This window comes from Mesorhizobium sp. L48C026A00 (assembly GCF_000502375.1).
Classification (GTDB): Bacteria; Pseudomonadota; Alphaproteobacteria; order Rhizobiales; family Rhizobiaceae; genus Mesorhizobium; species Mesorhizobium muleiense.
The window spans coordinates 14,333-30,414 of the sequence record NZ_AYWU01000015.1; the positions used below are offsets into that span (position 1 = coordinate 14,333).

At 62.5% G+C, this 16,082-nt stretch carries 13 protein-coding genes and 3 pseudogenes; 9 read left to right on the forward strand and 7 right to left on the reverse strand.

Going from position 1 to position 16,082, the window contains the following annotated elements; translation table 11 throughout:
- Positions 1–58: 58 nt before the first annotated feature.
- Entirely contained in the window at positions 59–481 is a 423-nt protein-coding gene (locus X738_RS64390; RefSeq protein WP_023800615.1) for a DoxX family protein, read from the forward strand.
- A 46-nt stretch (positions 482–527) separates the two neighbouring features.
- Here the strand turns inward: X738_RS64390 and ppx are convergent, their stop codons facing one another.
- Together ppx and X738_RS64400 are read right to left on the reverse strand one after the other, a co-directional pair.
- Entirely contained in the window at positions 528–2,063 is a 1,536-nt protein-coding gene (gene ppx / locus X738_RS64395; protein WP_023800616.1) for an exopolyphosphatase, read from the reverse strand.
- Positions 2,063–4,337 (reverse strand): annotated as a pseudogene (locus X738_RS64400) (RNA degradosome polyphosphate kinase). The gene ppx and the pseudogene X738_RS64400 overlap by 1 nt, the downstream one beginning before the upstream one ends.
- A gap of 318 nt (positions 4,338–4,655) precedes the next feature.
- On the opposite strand from X738_RS64400, the gene X738_RS64405 reads away from it, so the two are divergent.
- Complete coding sequence (locus tag X738_RS64405) at positions 4,656–4,901, forward strand: zinc-finger domain-containing protein (protein ID WP_023800617.1); 246 nt, start codon at positions 4,656–4,658, stop codon at positions 4,899–4,901.
- A gap of 15 nt (positions 4,902–4,916) precedes the next feature.
- Positions 4,917–6,143: an FAD-dependent monooxygenase gene (locus X738_RS64410; protein ID WP_023800618.1), complete on the forward strand. Its 1,227-nt coding sequence runs from the start codon at positions 4,917–4,919 to the stop codon at positions 6,141–6,143.
- Positions 6,144–6,380: 237 nt separating this feature from the next.
- Here X738_RS64410 and X738_RS64415 read toward each other — a convergent pair whose 3' ends face one another.
- From X738_RS64415 to X738_RS64435, 5 genes are all read right to left on the reverse strand, one after another.
- On the reverse strand, positions 6,381–7,067 hold the full coding sequence (locus X738_RS64415; RefSeq protein WP_198032847.1) for a TIGR02117 family protein: 687 nt from the start codon (positions 7,065–7,067) through the stop codon (positions 6,381–6,383).
- A gap of 103 nt (positions 7,068–7,170) precedes the next feature.
- The gene (locus X738_RS64420) at positions 7,171–7,974 is read right to left on the reverse strand and encodes an amino acid ABC transporter ATP-binding protein (RefSeq protein ID WP_023800620.1); all 804 of its coding nucleotides are present in this window, start codon (positions 7,972–7,974) and stop codon (positions 7,171–7,173) included.
- Between the two features lie 21 nt (positions 7,975–7,995).
- Positions 7,996–9,153 carry an amino acid ABC transporter permease gene (locus X738_RS64425; RefSeq protein WP_023800621.1) on the reverse strand — a complete coding sequence of 386 codons (1,158 nt, stop codon included), beginning with the start codon at positions 9,151–9,153 and terminating at the stop codon, positions 7,996–7,998.
- Positions 9,154–9,157: 4 nt separating this feature from the next.
- On the reverse strand, positions 9,158–10,345 hold the full coding sequence (locus X738_RS64430) for an amino acid ABC transporter permease (protein ID WP_023800622.1): 1,188 nt from the start codon (positions 10,343–10,345) through the stop codon (positions 9,158–9,160).
- 63 nt (positions 10,346–10,408) lie between these two features.
- The gene (locus X738_RS64435) at positions 10,409–11,437 is read right to left on the reverse strand and encodes an amino acid ABC transporter substrate-binding protein (RefSeq protein ID WP_023800623.1); all 1,029 of its coding nucleotides are present in this window, start codon (positions 11,435–11,437) and stop codon (positions 10,409–10,411) included.
- Positions 11,438–11,867: 430 nt separating this feature from the next.
- Here X738_RS64435 and X738_RS64440 point away from each other — a divergent pair.
- The 6 genes and pseudogenes from X738_RS64440 (at position 11,868) to X738_RS64460 (ending at position 16,040) form a co-directional block, all read left to right on the forward strand.
- A pseudogene (locus X738_RS64440) lies at positions 11,868–13,042 on the forward strand (cystathionine beta-lyase).
- Positions 13,043–13,306: 264 nt separating this feature from the next.
- Positions 13,307–14,395, forward strand: a complete 1,089-nt coding sequence (locus tag X738_RS64445) for an HPP family protein (protein ID WP_023800624.1) — start codon at positions 13,307–13,309, stop codon at positions 14,393–14,395.
- Positions 14,396–14,609: 214 nt separating this feature from the next.
- Positions 14,610–14,771, forward strand: a pseudogene (locus X738_RS87220) (sigma factor); the annotation flags it as partial.
- Entirely contained in the window at positions 14,747–15,178 is a 432-nt protein-coding gene (locus X738_RS64450) for a sigma-70 family RNA polymerase sigma factor (RefSeq protein WP_245277729.1), read from the forward strand. The pseudogene X738_RS87220 and the gene X738_RS64450, both read left to right, overlap by 25 nt.
- Positions 15,179–15,276: 98 nt before the next feature.
- Complete coding sequence (locus tag X738_RS64455; RefSeq protein ID WP_023800625.1) at positions 15,277–15,714, forward strand: DUF4142 domain-containing protein; 438 nt, start codon at positions 15,277–15,279, stop codon at positions 15,712–15,714.
- Complete coding sequence (locus tag X738_RS64460) at positions 15,711–16,040, forward strand: cupredoxin domain-containing protein (RefSeq protein ID WP_023800626.1); 330 nt, start codon at positions 15,711–15,713, stop codon at positions 16,038–16,040. Before X738_RS64455 ends, X738_RS64460 begins: the two co-directional genes overlap by 4 nt.
- Positions 16,041–16,082 lie beyond the last annotated feature (42 nt).

Genomic DNA, 16,082 nt, shown 5'->3' on the forward strand with positions numbered 1-16,082 from the left:
TTCTGCTAGGATGAGGTGTCGGGGTGAAGCAAACCGCCGCCAACGTCGGAGGTGACCAATGCCGCGCGATGCGCTGCTTCTGCTTTCGCGGCTGCTGCTCGCCGCTCTATTCGTTCCGTCCGGCTTTCACGCGCTTACCGACATTGCCGGCACATCGGGCTATTTTTCCGGCCTTGGCCTGCCGCTGCCGACACTCGCAGCCTGGGCGACGGGCCTGTTCGAGTTGATCGCCGGACTGCTCATCCTCGTCGGCCTCAAGACGCCGATCGTGGCGCTCCTGCTTGCCGCTTTCTGCATCGCGGCAGGCTTCATCGGCCACTATGGCCAGGGCGGCGACGATCCGACGCTGACCTTCATGCATTCGCAGATGCTGATGAAGGACATCGCGATATCGGGCGGTTTTCTGGCGCTGGCAATTGCAGGCGCCGGCGCCTACTCGATCGACGGGAGGATGCTTCGGATCGGCGCTGAAACGACTTGACCGACACAAGCTGCCGGACTGAGCCGAATTACTTGACTGAGCCAGACTACTTGGCTGGCATAGTGGGGCCGCCCTCGACCGCCAGCACCAGCCGGCGATTGGTGACCCTCGCCAGTTGCGCCAGTCGCCCGGCCGGCCGCTCGCCGTAAAGATCGGCCAGCGACGCCGGCAGCACCAGCGCCAGCACGCCATTGCCGCGCCTCTCCCATTTCAACCGCGGCATGACGCCCGGCATTGCCGCCGTCAGCAGGTAGACGACGCGCATCACCGCGGCCAGCACACGGGCGCGCTCGATATAGCGCGGCGTTGCCAGTGCCTTGATTTCCGGCGCGATCGATTCGTTGAAGACGCCATCATGACGGTAGGCGTTGGCCAGCGCCAGGAAGGCGCGGCCGGGATGGTCGACGCCGATGAAGGAGGCGTGGGCAATGATGTTGAGCGATTGCTTGCCGCGATATTCGGGATGCGCGCGCCAGCCGATGTCGGCAAGCAGGCAGGCGGCCTGGCGGTAACGCGCCTCGTCGACGGTCTCCTCGATGCCGAAGGCGGCGAAGGTCTTGCCCGTCCACTCAACAAGCTCTTGCGCGTGGGTGACCGAGCGCGAACGCAGCCGGGCGAGTTCCTCCGAGGCCGAGATCAGCGGATCCGCCTTCTGCTCGGCTTTGTCGAGCAGCGAATAGAGAAAGCCCTCGCGCACGCCAAGTGCCGAGACGATGATCTTGGACGGCTGCATCGCCGCCATGATCTCCTGCAGCACGATGGCGCCAAAAGGCAGCAGCGAGCGGCGGTTCTTCGAGACTCCTTCGATGCCCTTTATTTTCTCGATCTCACCCTTGGCGACCTGCTTGAGGAAGGTCGCAGCGCTGTCGATGCCGATCTCGTAATGATGCATGACACTCAGCGGATAGCTGGTCATTTCCATGTACAGCCGGGCGAGGTTTCGCCAGGTTCCGCCGACCGCATAGAACGGCCTGCCCTGCCCGCCTTTCAGCAGCTTTGCCTTCGCGAGCTCGTCGCGCGCTATCTTTGCCGCCTGGGCCAGCGAGTTCTTGGCCATGTCCTGCAGGCGCAGGCCGCCCAGCGGCAGCGTGATGCCGTCGCCGATTGCCTCGCCATCGACGTCGACCAGTTCGAGGCTGCCGCCGCCGAGGTCGCCGGCGATGCCGTTGGCCGGGTGGAAGCCGGAAATGACGCCAAGCGCGGAATAGTGGGCTTCCTGGCGCCCGCTCAGGACCTGGACCTCGGTCTTGAGCACATCTTCGGCGCGGTGGATGAAATCGGGGCCGTTGACCGCCTCGCGGGCGGCGGCGGTCGCCAGCACATACATATGCTCGGCGCCGGCCTGCTCGGACAGCGCACGGAAACGCCGAAACTCCTCCATCGAACGGGTCACCGCCTCGGGATCGAGCTTTCCGGTCGAGACGATGCCGCGACCGAGGCCGGCCAGCATCTTTTCGTTGAACAGCGTGGTTGGCGAGCGCGCCAGCCCCTCATAGACGACAAGCCGGATCGAGTTCGACCCGATGTCGATGATGGACAGCGGTCGGCGGTCCTGAAGCCGGCCCTGGGACGTTGAAATCATCAGCCGGTCGCTGCAGCGTTTTTCTTGCGGCGCTTGAACTGCGCGATGCGCTTGGGCGCATGCGATTTCAGCGCATCGCCGCGTCCGGAGAGGCTCGGATTGGTCATGAAATATTCCTGCGCGTTGAACGGTTCCTCGCCCTCCTCGAGCGTGGCGCGCCGGGAGGTTCCGTCAGCCAATACGTCGAAACTTTGCTGGTTGTCCATGATGTTGCCCAGCATGATCTGACCGAGGACTTGTTCATGCACCGTTGGATTGGTGATCGGCACCATGGTTTCGACGCGGCGGTCGAGATTGCGCGGCATCAAATCGGCCGATGAGATGTAGACGATCGCCCCGTCCGACGGCAGTCCATGGCCGTTGCCGAAACAATAGATTCGGCTGTGTTCGAGGAAGCGGCCGACGATCGACTTGACCCTNCAGTCCATGGCCGTTGCCGAAACAATAGATTCGGCTGTGTTCGAGGAAGCGGCCGACGATCGACTTGACCCTTATGTTTTCCGACAGGCCCGGCACTTGGGGCCTCAGGCAGCAGATGCCGCGCACGACGAGATCGATCTCGACGCCGGCGCGGCTGGCGTCATAGAGCGCGTCGATGATGATCGGGTCGACCAGCGAATTCATCTTCATCCAGATGCGGGCCGGCCTGCCCTCCAGCGCATGGCCAATCTCGTCCGAAATGTGCTTGAGGATGCGCTTGCGCAGCGTGAACGGCGAGATGGCCAGCCGCATCTCCTCGGTCGGCTCGGCGTAGCCGGTGATAAAATTGAACAGCTGAGCGACATCGCGGGCGATTGTCGGAGCGGTGGTGAAGAAGGACAAGTCGGTGTAGATGCGCGCGGTGACCGGATGGTAGTTGCCGGTGCCGAGATGCACATAGTTGCGCAGCTTGCCGTCCTCGCGCCGCACCACCAGCGACATTTTCGCGTGGGTCTTCAGTTCGAGGAAGCCGAATACGACCTGAACGCCGGCGCGCTCGAGGTCGCGCGCCCAGCGGATGTTGGCTTCCTCGTCGAAACGCGCCTTGAGCTCGACCAGCGCGGTCACCGACTTGCCGGCCTCCGCCGCGTCGACCAAAGCGCGCACGATCGGGCTGTCGTTCGAGGTGCGATAGAGCGTCTGCTTGATCGCCACCACTTCCGGATCGGCCATCGCCTGGCGCAGGAACTGCACCACCACGTCGAAGGATTCGTAGGGGTGATGAACGATGATGTCCTTCTCGCGGATGGCGGCGAAACAGTCGCCGCCGTGCTCGCGGATGCGTTCGGGAAAGCGCGGATTGTAAGGCTTGAATTTGAGATCGTCGCGGGCGATGGCGACGATCTCGGAAATCTGGCTGAGCGCCAGCGGACCGGTGAGCACGCTGATCCGGCTCGACGAGACGCCAAGCTCGCCGGCGACGAACTCGCGCAGTTCGGCCGGCATCAGCTTGTCGAATTCGATGCGGATGACCGAGCCGCGACGACGCCGTTTCAGCGCCGTCTCGAACAGGCGCACGAGATCCTCGGACTCCTCCTCGACCTCGATGTCACTGTCGCGGATGATGCGGAACGTACCGGAGCCCTTGACCTCGTAGCCGGGGAACAGCTTGCCGATATAGAGGCCGACCGCTTCTTCCAGCGGAATGAAGCGGACATGATGCTTGCGGTCAGGCAAGCGGATGAAGCGCTTCAGCGCCACCGGCAGACGCAACAGCGCGCTCATCTCCTCGCCATTCCTGCGTTGGCGCAGTTGCAGCGCCATCGAGAAGCCGAGATTGGGAATGAACGGGAACGGATGCGCCGGGTCGATCGACAGCGGTGTGAGCACCGGAAACACCTGCTCCTGGAAATGATCCTCGAGCCAGGTCTTCTCGTCCTTGGTCAGCCCATCGCGGCTGATGCTCTCGATGCCTTCCTTGTCGAGCAGCAGTATCAGAGCGGATAGGCTGTTCTGCTGGTCCTCCTGCAGGCGCTCGACCTCGCGCAGCAATTGTTCCAGCTGTTGTTCGGGGGTGCGGCCGTCCGCGCTCTTCAGCGTGATGCCTTCGCGAACCTGGCCGGCGAGGCCGGCGACACGGACCATGAAGAACTCGTCGAGATTGGCGGCCGAAATCGACAGGAAGCGGACCCGCTCGAGCAGCGGATGGTTGGCGTTCAGCGATTCTTCGAGGACGCGGCGGTTGAATTGCAGCCAGGAAAACTCGCGGTTGACGAAGCGGTCCGGATTGCCGCCCTCTGGGCTCGCCACCTCGACAGTGGTGAATTCGCTCTGCACCGGCTTTAGTTCGTTCATGGTTCCTGCTCGTTTCGCACCCGCTGGCCACAGCGTCGCGCGTCGTTGCGGACGCGCAAAAGGACGCTCCCACCACTTAAGCTACGCATGATCCCCAGCAAAACCGAATTCGGTTTCGGGGCCATGCCTTAACCGGCTTAGCTTATCCTGTGACAGGCTTTTACGACAGTTTGATTTCATCGATCTTGCAAAGAGACTGCTTATGATCCAGATGCAATCCAGGTACAGCGCGGCGCGTCCTTTGGACGCGCAAAGGACGCGGTGGAATTATGATTTTGCACATGATCCGGGGTCATGCGGCAAATATAGGAGACGACGATGGCAGGCGGTTCCATTCCCCATTTCCAGAACGATGCGGGCTATCCGGCAATCGACATCGGCGTCAAGGAATTCATGTGCACCGGCGCTAACCCGCCCTTTGACCATCCGCATGTGTTTCTCGACATGGGCGACGACAATGAAAAGGTCTGCCCCTATTGCTCCACGCTTTTTCGCTATTCGCCAAAGCTGAAGGCGACGGAAACACAGCCTGCCGGATGCCTCTATATCCACCAGGCCGCCTGACGCGCACGCCATCCGATGGACGACACCCGGTCCCGGCAGGTCGTTATCGCCGGAGCCGGCGTCGCCGGACTGACCGCGGCACTGGCGTTTTCCGAGCGCGGCTATCTGGTGCGGCTGTTCGAACAGGCGCCGCGCCTCGAAGCGGCCGGTGCCGGCATCCAGCTCTCACCCAACGCGACGCGCATCCTTCGCCAGTTCGGCGTGCTCGACCGGCTGTTGCCGGCGGCGGTGCGGCCGGAGGCGGTCGTGCTCAAGGACGCCGCCACGCTGCGTGAGCTGGCGTGGGTGCCGCTTGGCGAAGCGGCCGAAAGGCGCTGGCAGGCGCCTTATCTCGTCGCTCATCGGGCTGACCTGCAAGATGCACTGATGGCGCGCCTTGCCGAACGGCCGGACATCAGTCTCGTCACCGGCGCGCGCGTCGGCGGCATCGCCACAGGACCGCGCCATGCCACGGCAACAGTCGAGATTGCCGGCAAGACAGTCGAAGCCGGCGGCTTTCTGCTGATCGGCGCCGACGGCGTCTGGTCGGCGATCCGGGCTTTTGGCGGGTTTGCGGCCAAAAGCCGGTTTTCGGGCGAGCTTGCCTGGCGCGCTACGATCAGTGCAGACAGTGTCGCAGGAGAAGCCCTTGCGGCGGTCGGCGCCGCCAATTGCGTGACCACCTTCCTGCATCCCGGCTTCCACCTCGTCGCCTATCCGGTCAGCAACGGCACGGCGTTCAACCTGGCTGCCTTCACCAGGGGCGAGATCATCGCCGAGCGCTGGTCGGGCCACGCCGACCCCAATATCCTCCTCGGCGCCATGCGTGGCACGGCGGCAGCACTGGCCCGGCTTGTCGAGGATGCCGGCCCGTGGGCTGCGTGGCCGATCCATACGGTAGACCAGGCACAGCCATGGACGACGCCCGCCGGCATCGCGCTGATCGGCGATGCGGCGCATGCGATGACGCCGTTCGCGGCGCAGGGGGCGGCGATGGCGATCGAGGATGCCGCAACCCTTGCCGGCTTTGTCGCCGCCTCACCCGCCGGTCCGTGGGGCGCGCTTGCCGCCTGGGAGAAGATGCGGCGGCCGCGTGTCGCCAAGGTCGCCCGCCGCGGTGCCGTCAACCGGCTCGCCTGGCATGCAACGGGGCCGGTGGCCGTCGCGCGCAACCTGTTCCTGAAGTGGCGCTCGCCGGAAAAGCTCGCGGCCGATCTCGACTGGCTCTATGGCTGGCGGCCGCCGGATGGCGATCGGCGATGAAAGCTCGACCGGTTGGCGGGACAGCGCCCCCCTCTGTCCTGCCCTCTTTGCCAAAAACTTGGCATCTCCCCACTTGGGGGGAGATCGGCCGTCACCTCGGCTTTCGCCAATCTCCAACGTTGCAGGATGAAGCGCGGCGCCGAAACTGAATATCTCCCTCCTTGTGCCTCCTTGTGGGGGAGATGTCCGGCAGGACAGAGGGGGCGCGCCGGAATGAGGCGCTGATTACCCGGAGCATCAATTATAAATCCGCATCGACAGGTCGAGTGAGGCCGGCAGCGGATTCCACCAGCCTGTCCGCAGGCCGGCGATACGCAGAGCCGCCGCTGTCCAGGTGTTGCAGCCAACCAGCGCATTGAAATGGCCGTTGGCTTCGTAGAAGCGGTCGAACCTGGAATAAGCGGCATTCTCGATCAGGATCGGACCGTTCGGCCCTTGCTGGAAACTCGCCGCGATGAAGTCGAGCAGCGCTGCAAAACGCTGCTCGCTGATATCGAAGCCGGCGACGTCGGGGTGCGGCTCGATAATGTTGCCGGCGACATCGACATGCATCACCGATGCGTCCAATGTCAGCGCCTTCATCACCGGCGCCGCCTTCAGTTCCGACCAGGTCGGCGTCTCCAGATAGAAGGCGCGGCCTCCCCAGCCGAAGACGATGTAGCGGACCCCAGCCATGTCGGCCGGAATGCCGCCACCGACCAGGAAATGGAAGCGCTTGCGCACGTCGTCATCGACCGGGATGGCGATATCTGTATGGATCGGATTTTTCAGCACCAGGACGTGCCTGGTGGCGGCGGGATCGGCGGCGGCCGCCGGCAAGAGCGGCCGTGGAATGAATGTGCCCAGAACCACGGCAAGCACGATTGCCACCACCAGAATGGCGAGAAAACGCCCAAGCTTTTTCACGAGGGACGGCTTTTTCATGAGGGACGGCCTCGCAATCGGGGCGCAATCGCCTGCTGACGGCTCAGACGCAAAAGAGCCCGGCAGGGTTTCGGCCGGGCTCTTTTGATTCGCGTGAGAGCAATCAGTGCAGGATTTGCGACAGGAACAGTTTTGTGCGCTCGTGGCGCGGATTGTCGAAGAACTCGGCTGGCGTGTTCTGCTCGACGATCTGGCCCTGGTCCATGAAGATCACCCGGTTGGCGACCTTGCGTGCAAAGCCCATCTCGTGGGTGACGCAGAGCATGGTCATGCCCTCTTCGGCGAGGCCAACCATCGTCTCCAGCACTTCCTTGATCATTTCGGGATCGAGCGCCGAGGTCGGCTCGTCGAACAGCATGATGCGCGGATTCATGCACAACGAGCGGGCGATGGCGACGCGCTGCTGCTGGCCGCCGGAAAGCTGACCGGGATATTTGTTGGCCTGTTCCGGAATCTTGACACGCGTGAGGAAGTGCATGGCGATTTCCTCGGCCTGCTTCTTCGGCGTCTTGCGCACCCAGATCGGCGCCAGCGTGCAGTTTTCCAGGATGGTCAAATGCGGGAACAGGTTGAAGTGCTGGAACACCATGCCGACCTCGCGGCGCACCTCGTCGATCTTCTTGAGATCGTTGGTCAATTCCTTGCCGTCGACGATGATCTTGCCCTTCTGGTGCTCTTCCAGCCGGTTGATGCAGCGGATCATCGTCGATTTGCCCGAGCCCGAAGGGCCGCAAATGACGATGCGCTCGCCGCGCATCACCTTCAGGTTGATGTCCTTCAGCACATGGAATTCGCCGTACCATTTGTGCATGGCGATGATGTCGATGGCGACATCGGTGGTGGAAACCTGCATCTTGGCGGCATTGACCTTGATCTCTTCCGCGCTGACTGCATTTTCTATTGTCATGGAAGGTTCCCTTTTTTGTTCTTAGCGCTTGTGGCCGGTGTCGAGCCGGCGTTCCGTGAACATCGAATAGCGCGACATGCCGAAACAGAACAGCCAGAAGACAAAGGCAGCAAACACCAGGCCGGACCTGGCCGTTTGCGGCGTTGCCCAGTTGGGGTCGTTAAAATTCTGCTTGACGACGCCGAGCAGGTCGAACATCGAGATGATCGAAACCAGGCTGGTGTCCTTGAACATGCCAATGAAGGTATTGACGATGCCGGGAATGACCAGCTTCAGCGCCTGCGGCAGCACGATCAGGCCCATTTTCTGCCAGTAACCGAGGCCGAGCGAATCCGCACCCTCATACTGGCCCTTGGGGATCGCCTGCAGGCCGCCCCGCACCACTTCGGCCATATAGGCAGCGGCAAACAGCGAAACACCGATCAGCGCGCGCAGGAACTTGTCGAAGCTGACGCCGGCCGGCAGGAACAGCGGCAGCATGACGCTGGCCATGAACAGCACGGTGATCAGCGGGATGCCGCGCACCGTCTCGATGAAGATGACGCACAGCATCTTGACGATCGGCATCTTCGAGCGCCGGCCGAGCGCCAGCACGATGCCGAGCGGCAGCGACACGGCAATACCGACGAAGGACAAGGTGAGCGTCACCAGCAGCCCTCCCCATAGCGGGGTTTCGACATGCGGCAGGCCGAACACGCCACCAACCAGCAGGATGAAGGCAAAGATCGGCAGCGCCCCGAAGAACAAGATGGCGTTCAGCCCCTTGCGCGGCACCTTCGGGATGAGCAGCGGCACCAGAAGCGCCACGAACAGGATGGCGACCAGGATCGGCCGCCAGCGCTCATCGATCGGATAGCGGCCGAACATGAACTGGCCGAACTTGGCGTTGACGAAGGCCCAACAGGCGCCGGACCAGCCGTCCGGCTGGACGCCGCCCTGTGCCGCCGTGGCGCAAAAGGTACGGTCCGCGCCGGTCCATTGGGCGTTGATGAAGGCCCAGCTGATCAGTTGCGGCAGGATCATCGCGACCAGCACGATGCCGATGATGGTCAGGATCGTGTCACCGGTCGACGCAATCAGGTTCTTGCGTATCCAGGCGCCCAGGCCGCGCTCGCTTGCAGGCGCCGACTGTGCCAGCGCCAATTCGACGCGGACGAAGGAAAGATCGTGCTCCTGCATGTCGCTACCTCTCCACCAGCGCCATTCTGGCGTTGACCACGTTCATGACCGCCGACGTCAACAGGCTGAGTGCGAGATAGACCACCATCATGATCAGCACGCACTCGATAGCCTGACCGGTCTGGTTCAGCACCGTGCCGGTCGTCGCCGTCAGATCCGGGTAGCCGATGGCGATGGCCAGGGACGAGTTCTTGGTCAGGTTCAGATATTGGCTGGTCAGCGGCGGAATGACGATCCGCATAGCTTGCGGAATGACGACAAGCCGCAGGATCGATCCCGGCCGCAGCCCGAGCGCACCAGCTGCCTCGGTCTGACCCTTATTGACGCCCATGATGCCGGCCCGCACGATTTCGGCGATGAAGGCCGCCGTATAGAAGGACAGCGCCAGGTAGAGCGACAGGAACTCCGGTTTGACCTGAAAGCCGCCAGTCAGGTTGAAGGTCGATTGCTTTGGATAATCGAAGCTCAGCGGGAAGCCGCTGAGCGCGTAGGCCAGCAACGGCAAGCCGATGATCAAAGCCGCCGATGTCCAGAACACAGGGAATTGCTGGCCGGTCGCCATCTGCCGCTGACGCGCCTTGCGGGCGACGAACCACGCCATGGCGATGCCGAGAAGCAAAGCAACCAGGATCAGCCAGGAGCCTTCGCCCCACACGGCGCGTGGAAAATAAAAACCGCGTTGGTTGAGAAAGGAGCTGAACGGCAAATTGATGCTTTCGCGCGGCGGCGGCAGCACCGAAAGCACGCCGGAATACCAGAAGAAGATGACCAGCAACGGCGGGATGTTGCGAAAGACCTCGACATAGACCATGCAGATCTTGCGGATCAGCCAGTTGTGCGAAAGCCGGCCGACGCCGAGGATAAAGCCGATGATGGTGGCGGTGACGATGCCGGCGGCGGCAACGATGAGGGTGTTGATAAAGCCGACCACGATGGCGCGGCCATAGGTCGAATCCGACGAATAGGCGATGGCGCTGTCACTGATGTCGAAGCCGGCGCGACCCCTGAGGAAGCCGAAGCCTGACGCAATGCGCAGGCGCGTCAGATTGTCGATGGTGTTTTGGACGATCCACCAGACCAACGCAACCAGCACGATGACGACCACCGCCTGGAAGACTATGCCGCGGACCTTTGGATCATTGATGAAGGAGCCGCGGCTTGGCTCCTCGCGAAGAATTTCCTGCGATGCCATTCGACCATCCCCTGGAAAGAGAAACCGGGAGGCAGACGATCTGCCTCCCGGATCACATTTCGATCAGCGGATCGGCGGAGAGTATTGCAGACCGCCCTTGGTCCACAGCGCGTTGATGCCGCGCGCGATCTTCAGCGGGCTGCCCGACCCGACATTGCGTTCGAACATTTCGCCGTAATTGCCGACGGTCTTGACGATGTTGACGACCCAGTCGTTGGAGACACCGAGATCGGTGCCGATCTTGGTATCGGCCTCCTGGCCGAGCACGCGCTTGATCTCGGGATTGTCCGAGGCCTTCATTTCCTCGACATTGGCCTTGGTGATGCCGAGTTCCTCTGCCTGCAGCAGCGCAAAATAGGTCCACTTGACGATGTGGTACCACTGGTCGTCGCCCTGGCGCACGGCCGGTCCGAGCGGCTCCTTGGAGATGATCTCAGGCAGCACGACGTGGTCGGCGGGCGCGCCCAGCGTCAGCCGGATGCCGTAGAGACCTGATTGGTCGGTGGTGTAGACATCGCAACGGCCGGCGTCATAGGCCGCGTCGACCTCTGACAGCTGTTCGAATACGACCGGGCTGTACTCCATCTTGTTCGTCTTGAAGTAGTCGGCGAGGTTGAGTTCGGTCGTGGTGCCGCTCTGCACGCAGACCGCCGCGCCCGAAAGCTGCAGCGCGGAATTCACCCCCGGCAGCTTCTTGGCGTTGATCATGAACCCCTGTCCGTCATAATAGGTGACACCGACGAAGTTCAGACCAAGCGCCGTATCGCGGTTGATGGTCCAGGTGGTGTTGCGCGACAGAACGTCGATCTCGCCTGACTGCAGTGCGGTGAAGCGTTCCTTGGCACTGAGCGGCGTGAACTTGACCTTGGTGCCATCGCCGAACACGGCGGCCGCGACAGCGCGGCAGAAGTCCGCATCGATGCCTTGCCAGTCGCCCTTGTCGTCCGGCGCCGAGAAGCCGGCCAGACCGGTCGACACGCCGCATTGGATGAAGCCCTTGGCCTTGACGTCGTCGAGCGTGGCCGCCGACGCGGCCGAAGCCACCAATCCAAGCGCGGCGGCGCCCAGAATGCCGATTGCAATGTGTTTCATAACCCACAGACCCTTTTCTGTTTTTTTCAGGCGAACCTGACTTTTTTTCCGTGTGAACGCAGCTTCCCGTTCCGGCCCATTACCGGAACCCGCATCGCAACCGACGCGCTGCCTCCCATTCACGAACTGCATCGAAGGCGATTATCACAGTGAGGTCAAGGAAAATGACCGAAACCCAAAGAGTTTCAAACCATTTGCCGCAAATGCCTGAATTGCAGACAAACGCGCCCGAAAATTAGCCAGCAACTGCGAGGTCCGGCCAACGCGAATCGGAGCTGGCCTCTGAAATCCTTCTTCGGCGAGACAGCGCCGCGCGCCTGAATGCCATCGGAGCGATTGGCACAACCAGTCCGCCGGCTGGCGGTTGGCGAACGGTTGCGCGGCCAATGCCGCCGCACTATGGCTAGCGCTTCATCAGAGGCGAAGCGCAATGGCAAAAGACGGCAATGAAATGGGCATCAACACGCGGCTTGCCCACTCGGGCAACAATCCGCATGACTATTTCGGCTTCATCAACCCGCCGGTCGTGCATGCCTCGACCGTGCTCTTTCCCAACGCGGCGACGATGTCGGCACGCGGCCAGAAATACACCTACGGCACGCGCGGCACGCCGACCACCGACGCCCTTGCCAGNTTGCCAGCGCCATCGACGGACTGGAAGGCTCGGCCGGCACGATTGTGGTGCCCTCCGGCCTGGTGGCGGTGACAGTGCCGCTGCTCGCCTTCCTGTCGGCGGGCGACCATGTCCTGATTGTCGATTCCGTCTATCACCCAACCCGCAATTTCGCCGACACGATGCTGAAACGGCTAGGCGTCGAGGTCGAATATTACGATCCGCATGTCGGCGCCGGTATAGCGGCGTTGATCAAATCCAACACCAAGGTCGTGTTCACCGAATCGCCGGCCTCCAACACTTTCGAGGTGCAGGACATACCGGCCATTTCCAGCGCGGCACACGCCGCAGGTGCGATCGTGATGATGGATAACACCTGGGCGACGCCGCTCTACTTCCGCCCGCTCGACCACGGCGTCGACATCTCGATCCATGCGGCGACGAAATATCCGGCCGGCCATTCCGACGTGCTGCTCGGCACGGCGTCGGCCAACAAGGCCTGCTGGAAACAGCTTTGCCAGACATTTTACACGATGGGCTGCTGCGCCGGGCCGGACGACGTCTATCAGGTGCTGCGCGGCCTGCGCACCATGGGTGTGCGCCTCGACCACCATCAGCGCAGCGCCCTGGCCATCGCCGGCTGGCTGGAGGGCCAGCCGGGCGTGGCGCGGGTGCTGCATCCAGCGCTTGCCAGCCATCCCGACCACGATCTCTGGAAGCGGGACTTCTGCGGCTCGAGCGGCATTTTTTCGATCGTGCTCAAGGGCGGCGGCCAGAAACAGCAGCATGCCTTCCTCGACGCGCTCAGGATATTCGGCCTCGGCTATTCCTGGGGCGGTTATGAGAGCCTTGCTGTGCCGGTCTTCCTCGGCGACCGCGTCGTCGCCAAGGGTCCTTATGATGGCCCGCTCATCCGCCTGCAGATCGGGCTTGAGGATGTCGAGGATTTGAAGGCCGATCTGGCGCGCGGCCTCACTGCGGCGGCGGGTTGAGCTACGGTAGCGAGCTTCCAACACCGATTCAGAAAACGCGCTCAACCTCTTGAAAAGACTAGCCGGATCACGCTGTGTAGCTGCTCCGGCTGGCGGCCGGACCTCGCCTGATCTACCCGCGTCGCGCAACAATATTTCCCAAATCCGCCATTTCTCGGATTGGTTTGGCTTTCGAATTCAGCAGTCTGGCGTCATTGCAAGGCGTTTCAAAGTTCAACACTCCTCGGGGATCAACCCCAGAGTGGGATAAACCCCAGAGCACCCATGGCCTTTCGTCTTTTTTCTCCCATACTGGCCGGCGCGACACTGCGCGAGCGCATGATCGCCTGTTTCGGTGCGACGATCGGCATTGCGCTGACCGGCGCGATCGGTGGCCTCGTGCTCGGCAGCGGCCCGCATGTGCCGCTGCTCGTGGCGCCGATGGGTGCCTCGGCCGTGCTTTTGTTCGCAGTGCCGGCGAGCCCGTTGGCGCAACCCTGGTCGATCATCGGCGGCAACACCATATCGGCGCTCGTCGGCGTGATTGTGGCGCGTTTCATACATGAGCCCGTCCTTGTGGTGGGCATTGCGGTATCGTTGGCCATCGCCGCAATGTCGTTCACACGCTGCCTGCATCCACCAGGCGGCGCGGCGGCTCTCACGGCGGTGTTCGGCGGCCCGGCCGTCATCGACGCCGGCTTCCTGTTTCCGTTCGTGCCGGTGGCATTGAACTCGATCGTGCTGGTGGCGCTCGGATACGGTTTTCACAAGCTGACGCGACGGACCTACCCGCATGGTACCACCGCTGCGTCAAAGAACAGCCACGGCACCATCGATCCACCGGCGCAGGAGCGTATCGGCTTCCGGCCCGAGGACATCGATGCTGCGCTCGGCGCTTTGGAGGAGACGTTCGACATCGACCGCAACGATCTCGAACGGCTACTGCGGCAGGTGGAGTTACAGGCGATGGTGCGCACGCACCGGACCTTGCTGTGCGAGGATATCATGTCGCGCGACGTGATTGCCGTGGACGAGCATGCTGATGCCGACGAGGCGCGTCATCTGCTGCTCGATCACAATATCCGGATGCTGCCGGTCGTCGACGCGGAGGCCAAGCTTATCGGCGCCGTCGGACTGCGCGAACTGGCGCGGGCGGCGCAAGCGGTGAAAAGCGTGACAAAGGCCGTGGCGACTGCCTCGGCGAGCGCGCCGGCCATGGGCCTCCTGCCGGTGCTTACCGACGGCCGCAGCCACGCCGTCGTCATCGTAGACGACAACCAGCACATCCTCGGCCTCCTCACGCAGACCGATCTGCTGGCCGCAACGGCACGCGCGCAAGCTGGCGACAAGGCGTTGGCGGAAGCGGCAGCGTAAGCGGTGCCGGCCGCCGGGAAAAATGTTCGGGAACCTTTTCGCGGTTAGCCCGTCCAATGTTTCGATCGGAGGATTTGCTTCCGGTCATGAGATTGGCTCACGATGAGGAAACCGGCCATATCTGCGACCGTCATGGCCCGCCGCATCTGGCGAGATGCAGCTTGTCGGCCGTGCGCTGGCGCGCGAGGGCGGAGCCTTCCACACGATTATCAAAATGCACAACCAGCGACTCTATCGTATCGCCCGCAGCGTCGTCCGCAACGACAGCGAGGCTGAAGACATCGTGCAGGAGGCCTATGTCAGGGCCTTTGCCCAGCTCGGGGATTTTCGCGGCGAATCCTCTCTCGCCACATGGCTGTCGCGCATCGTCATCAACGAGGCGCTTGGGCGTTTGCGCAAAAGGCGGCGAACGGTAGCGATGCCGCAAAATCTACAAGCCGAAATCATCAAGTTCCCCTCAATCCCAGCGACGATCCGGAGCGGATGATGGCGCAACGGCAGATCCTCGAGCTTGTCGAACGGGCGACCGATCGCCTTCCCGATGTCTACCGGACAGTATTCGTGGCGCGGGTGATCGAAGGTCTCAGCATAGACGAGACCGCCGAATTGCTTGATGTGCGGCCCGAAACCGTCAAGACCCGGCTGCACCGCGCCCGCGCCCTCGTGCGCAAGGCGCTGGCCGATCAGATCGGCCCGGTGCTGCTCGATGCCTTCCCCTTCGCCGGCCGCCGGTGTGAACGGCTGACCGCCGCGGTGATGCAGCGGCTTGGCTTTACAGACTGACTTTCCCGAATTCCCGGGAACGTTTGCTCCCTTCCGGCATCCAATCATCGTCAACTGAAAATGCCCGGAGCCAACCGCATCCGGCGAAGGAGAACGTCATGTTTATTCGATCGACCACCGCACTGGCCGCGCTTTTCCTGCTCAGCGCAGCGACGTCGGCGCAAGCCTCCGACAAGCCGAGCGACCCGCAGATCGCGCACATCGCCTACACAGCCGGCGTGCTTGACGTCGAGGCGGCCATGCAAGCACTGAAGAAATCGAAGAACAAGGAGATTCTCGATTTCGCCAAAGACATGGTGCGAGACCATGAAGCCGTGAACAAACAGGCGCTTGACCTGGTCAAGAAGCTCAACGTCACGCCAGAGGACAACGCCACCAGCAAGGTTGCCTATCACAAGCAGGTCAACGGCGCGCTCGAAACTCTGATGATCCCCTCGGCCGAGAATGCCAAACTGAAGAGCCTGCTGGAGACCGGCCTGAAGCTATTCCAGGGCCATGAACAGCATGCCGAACATGTCGCCGGCATGCTGAAATGAGAACAGCACCGACGGTGTCGAAACGGCATCTGTGGATTGCAATGGCGTTGAGTATTGCTGCCGCACCAGCCAAGGCCGAAACGATTGAGGTGACGATCGAGAAGCTTGTATTTTCGCCCGCAAGCATCGAGGCGCAGGTCGGCGATACGATAGAGTGGGTCAACAAGGACGTGTTCGCCCACACGGCGACCGTCAAAGGCGGCTGGGAGGTGGTTATCCCGCCGAAGACATCAGCGAGCATGGCCCTTCAGAAGGCGGAAGCGTTCGACTATTTCTGCCGCTTCCACCCCAACATGAAAGGCCATCTGACGGTGACGTCGCCCTAGCCGTGCCAGCGGGACCGCCCTGCGCGCGCAAGGGCGGTCGGG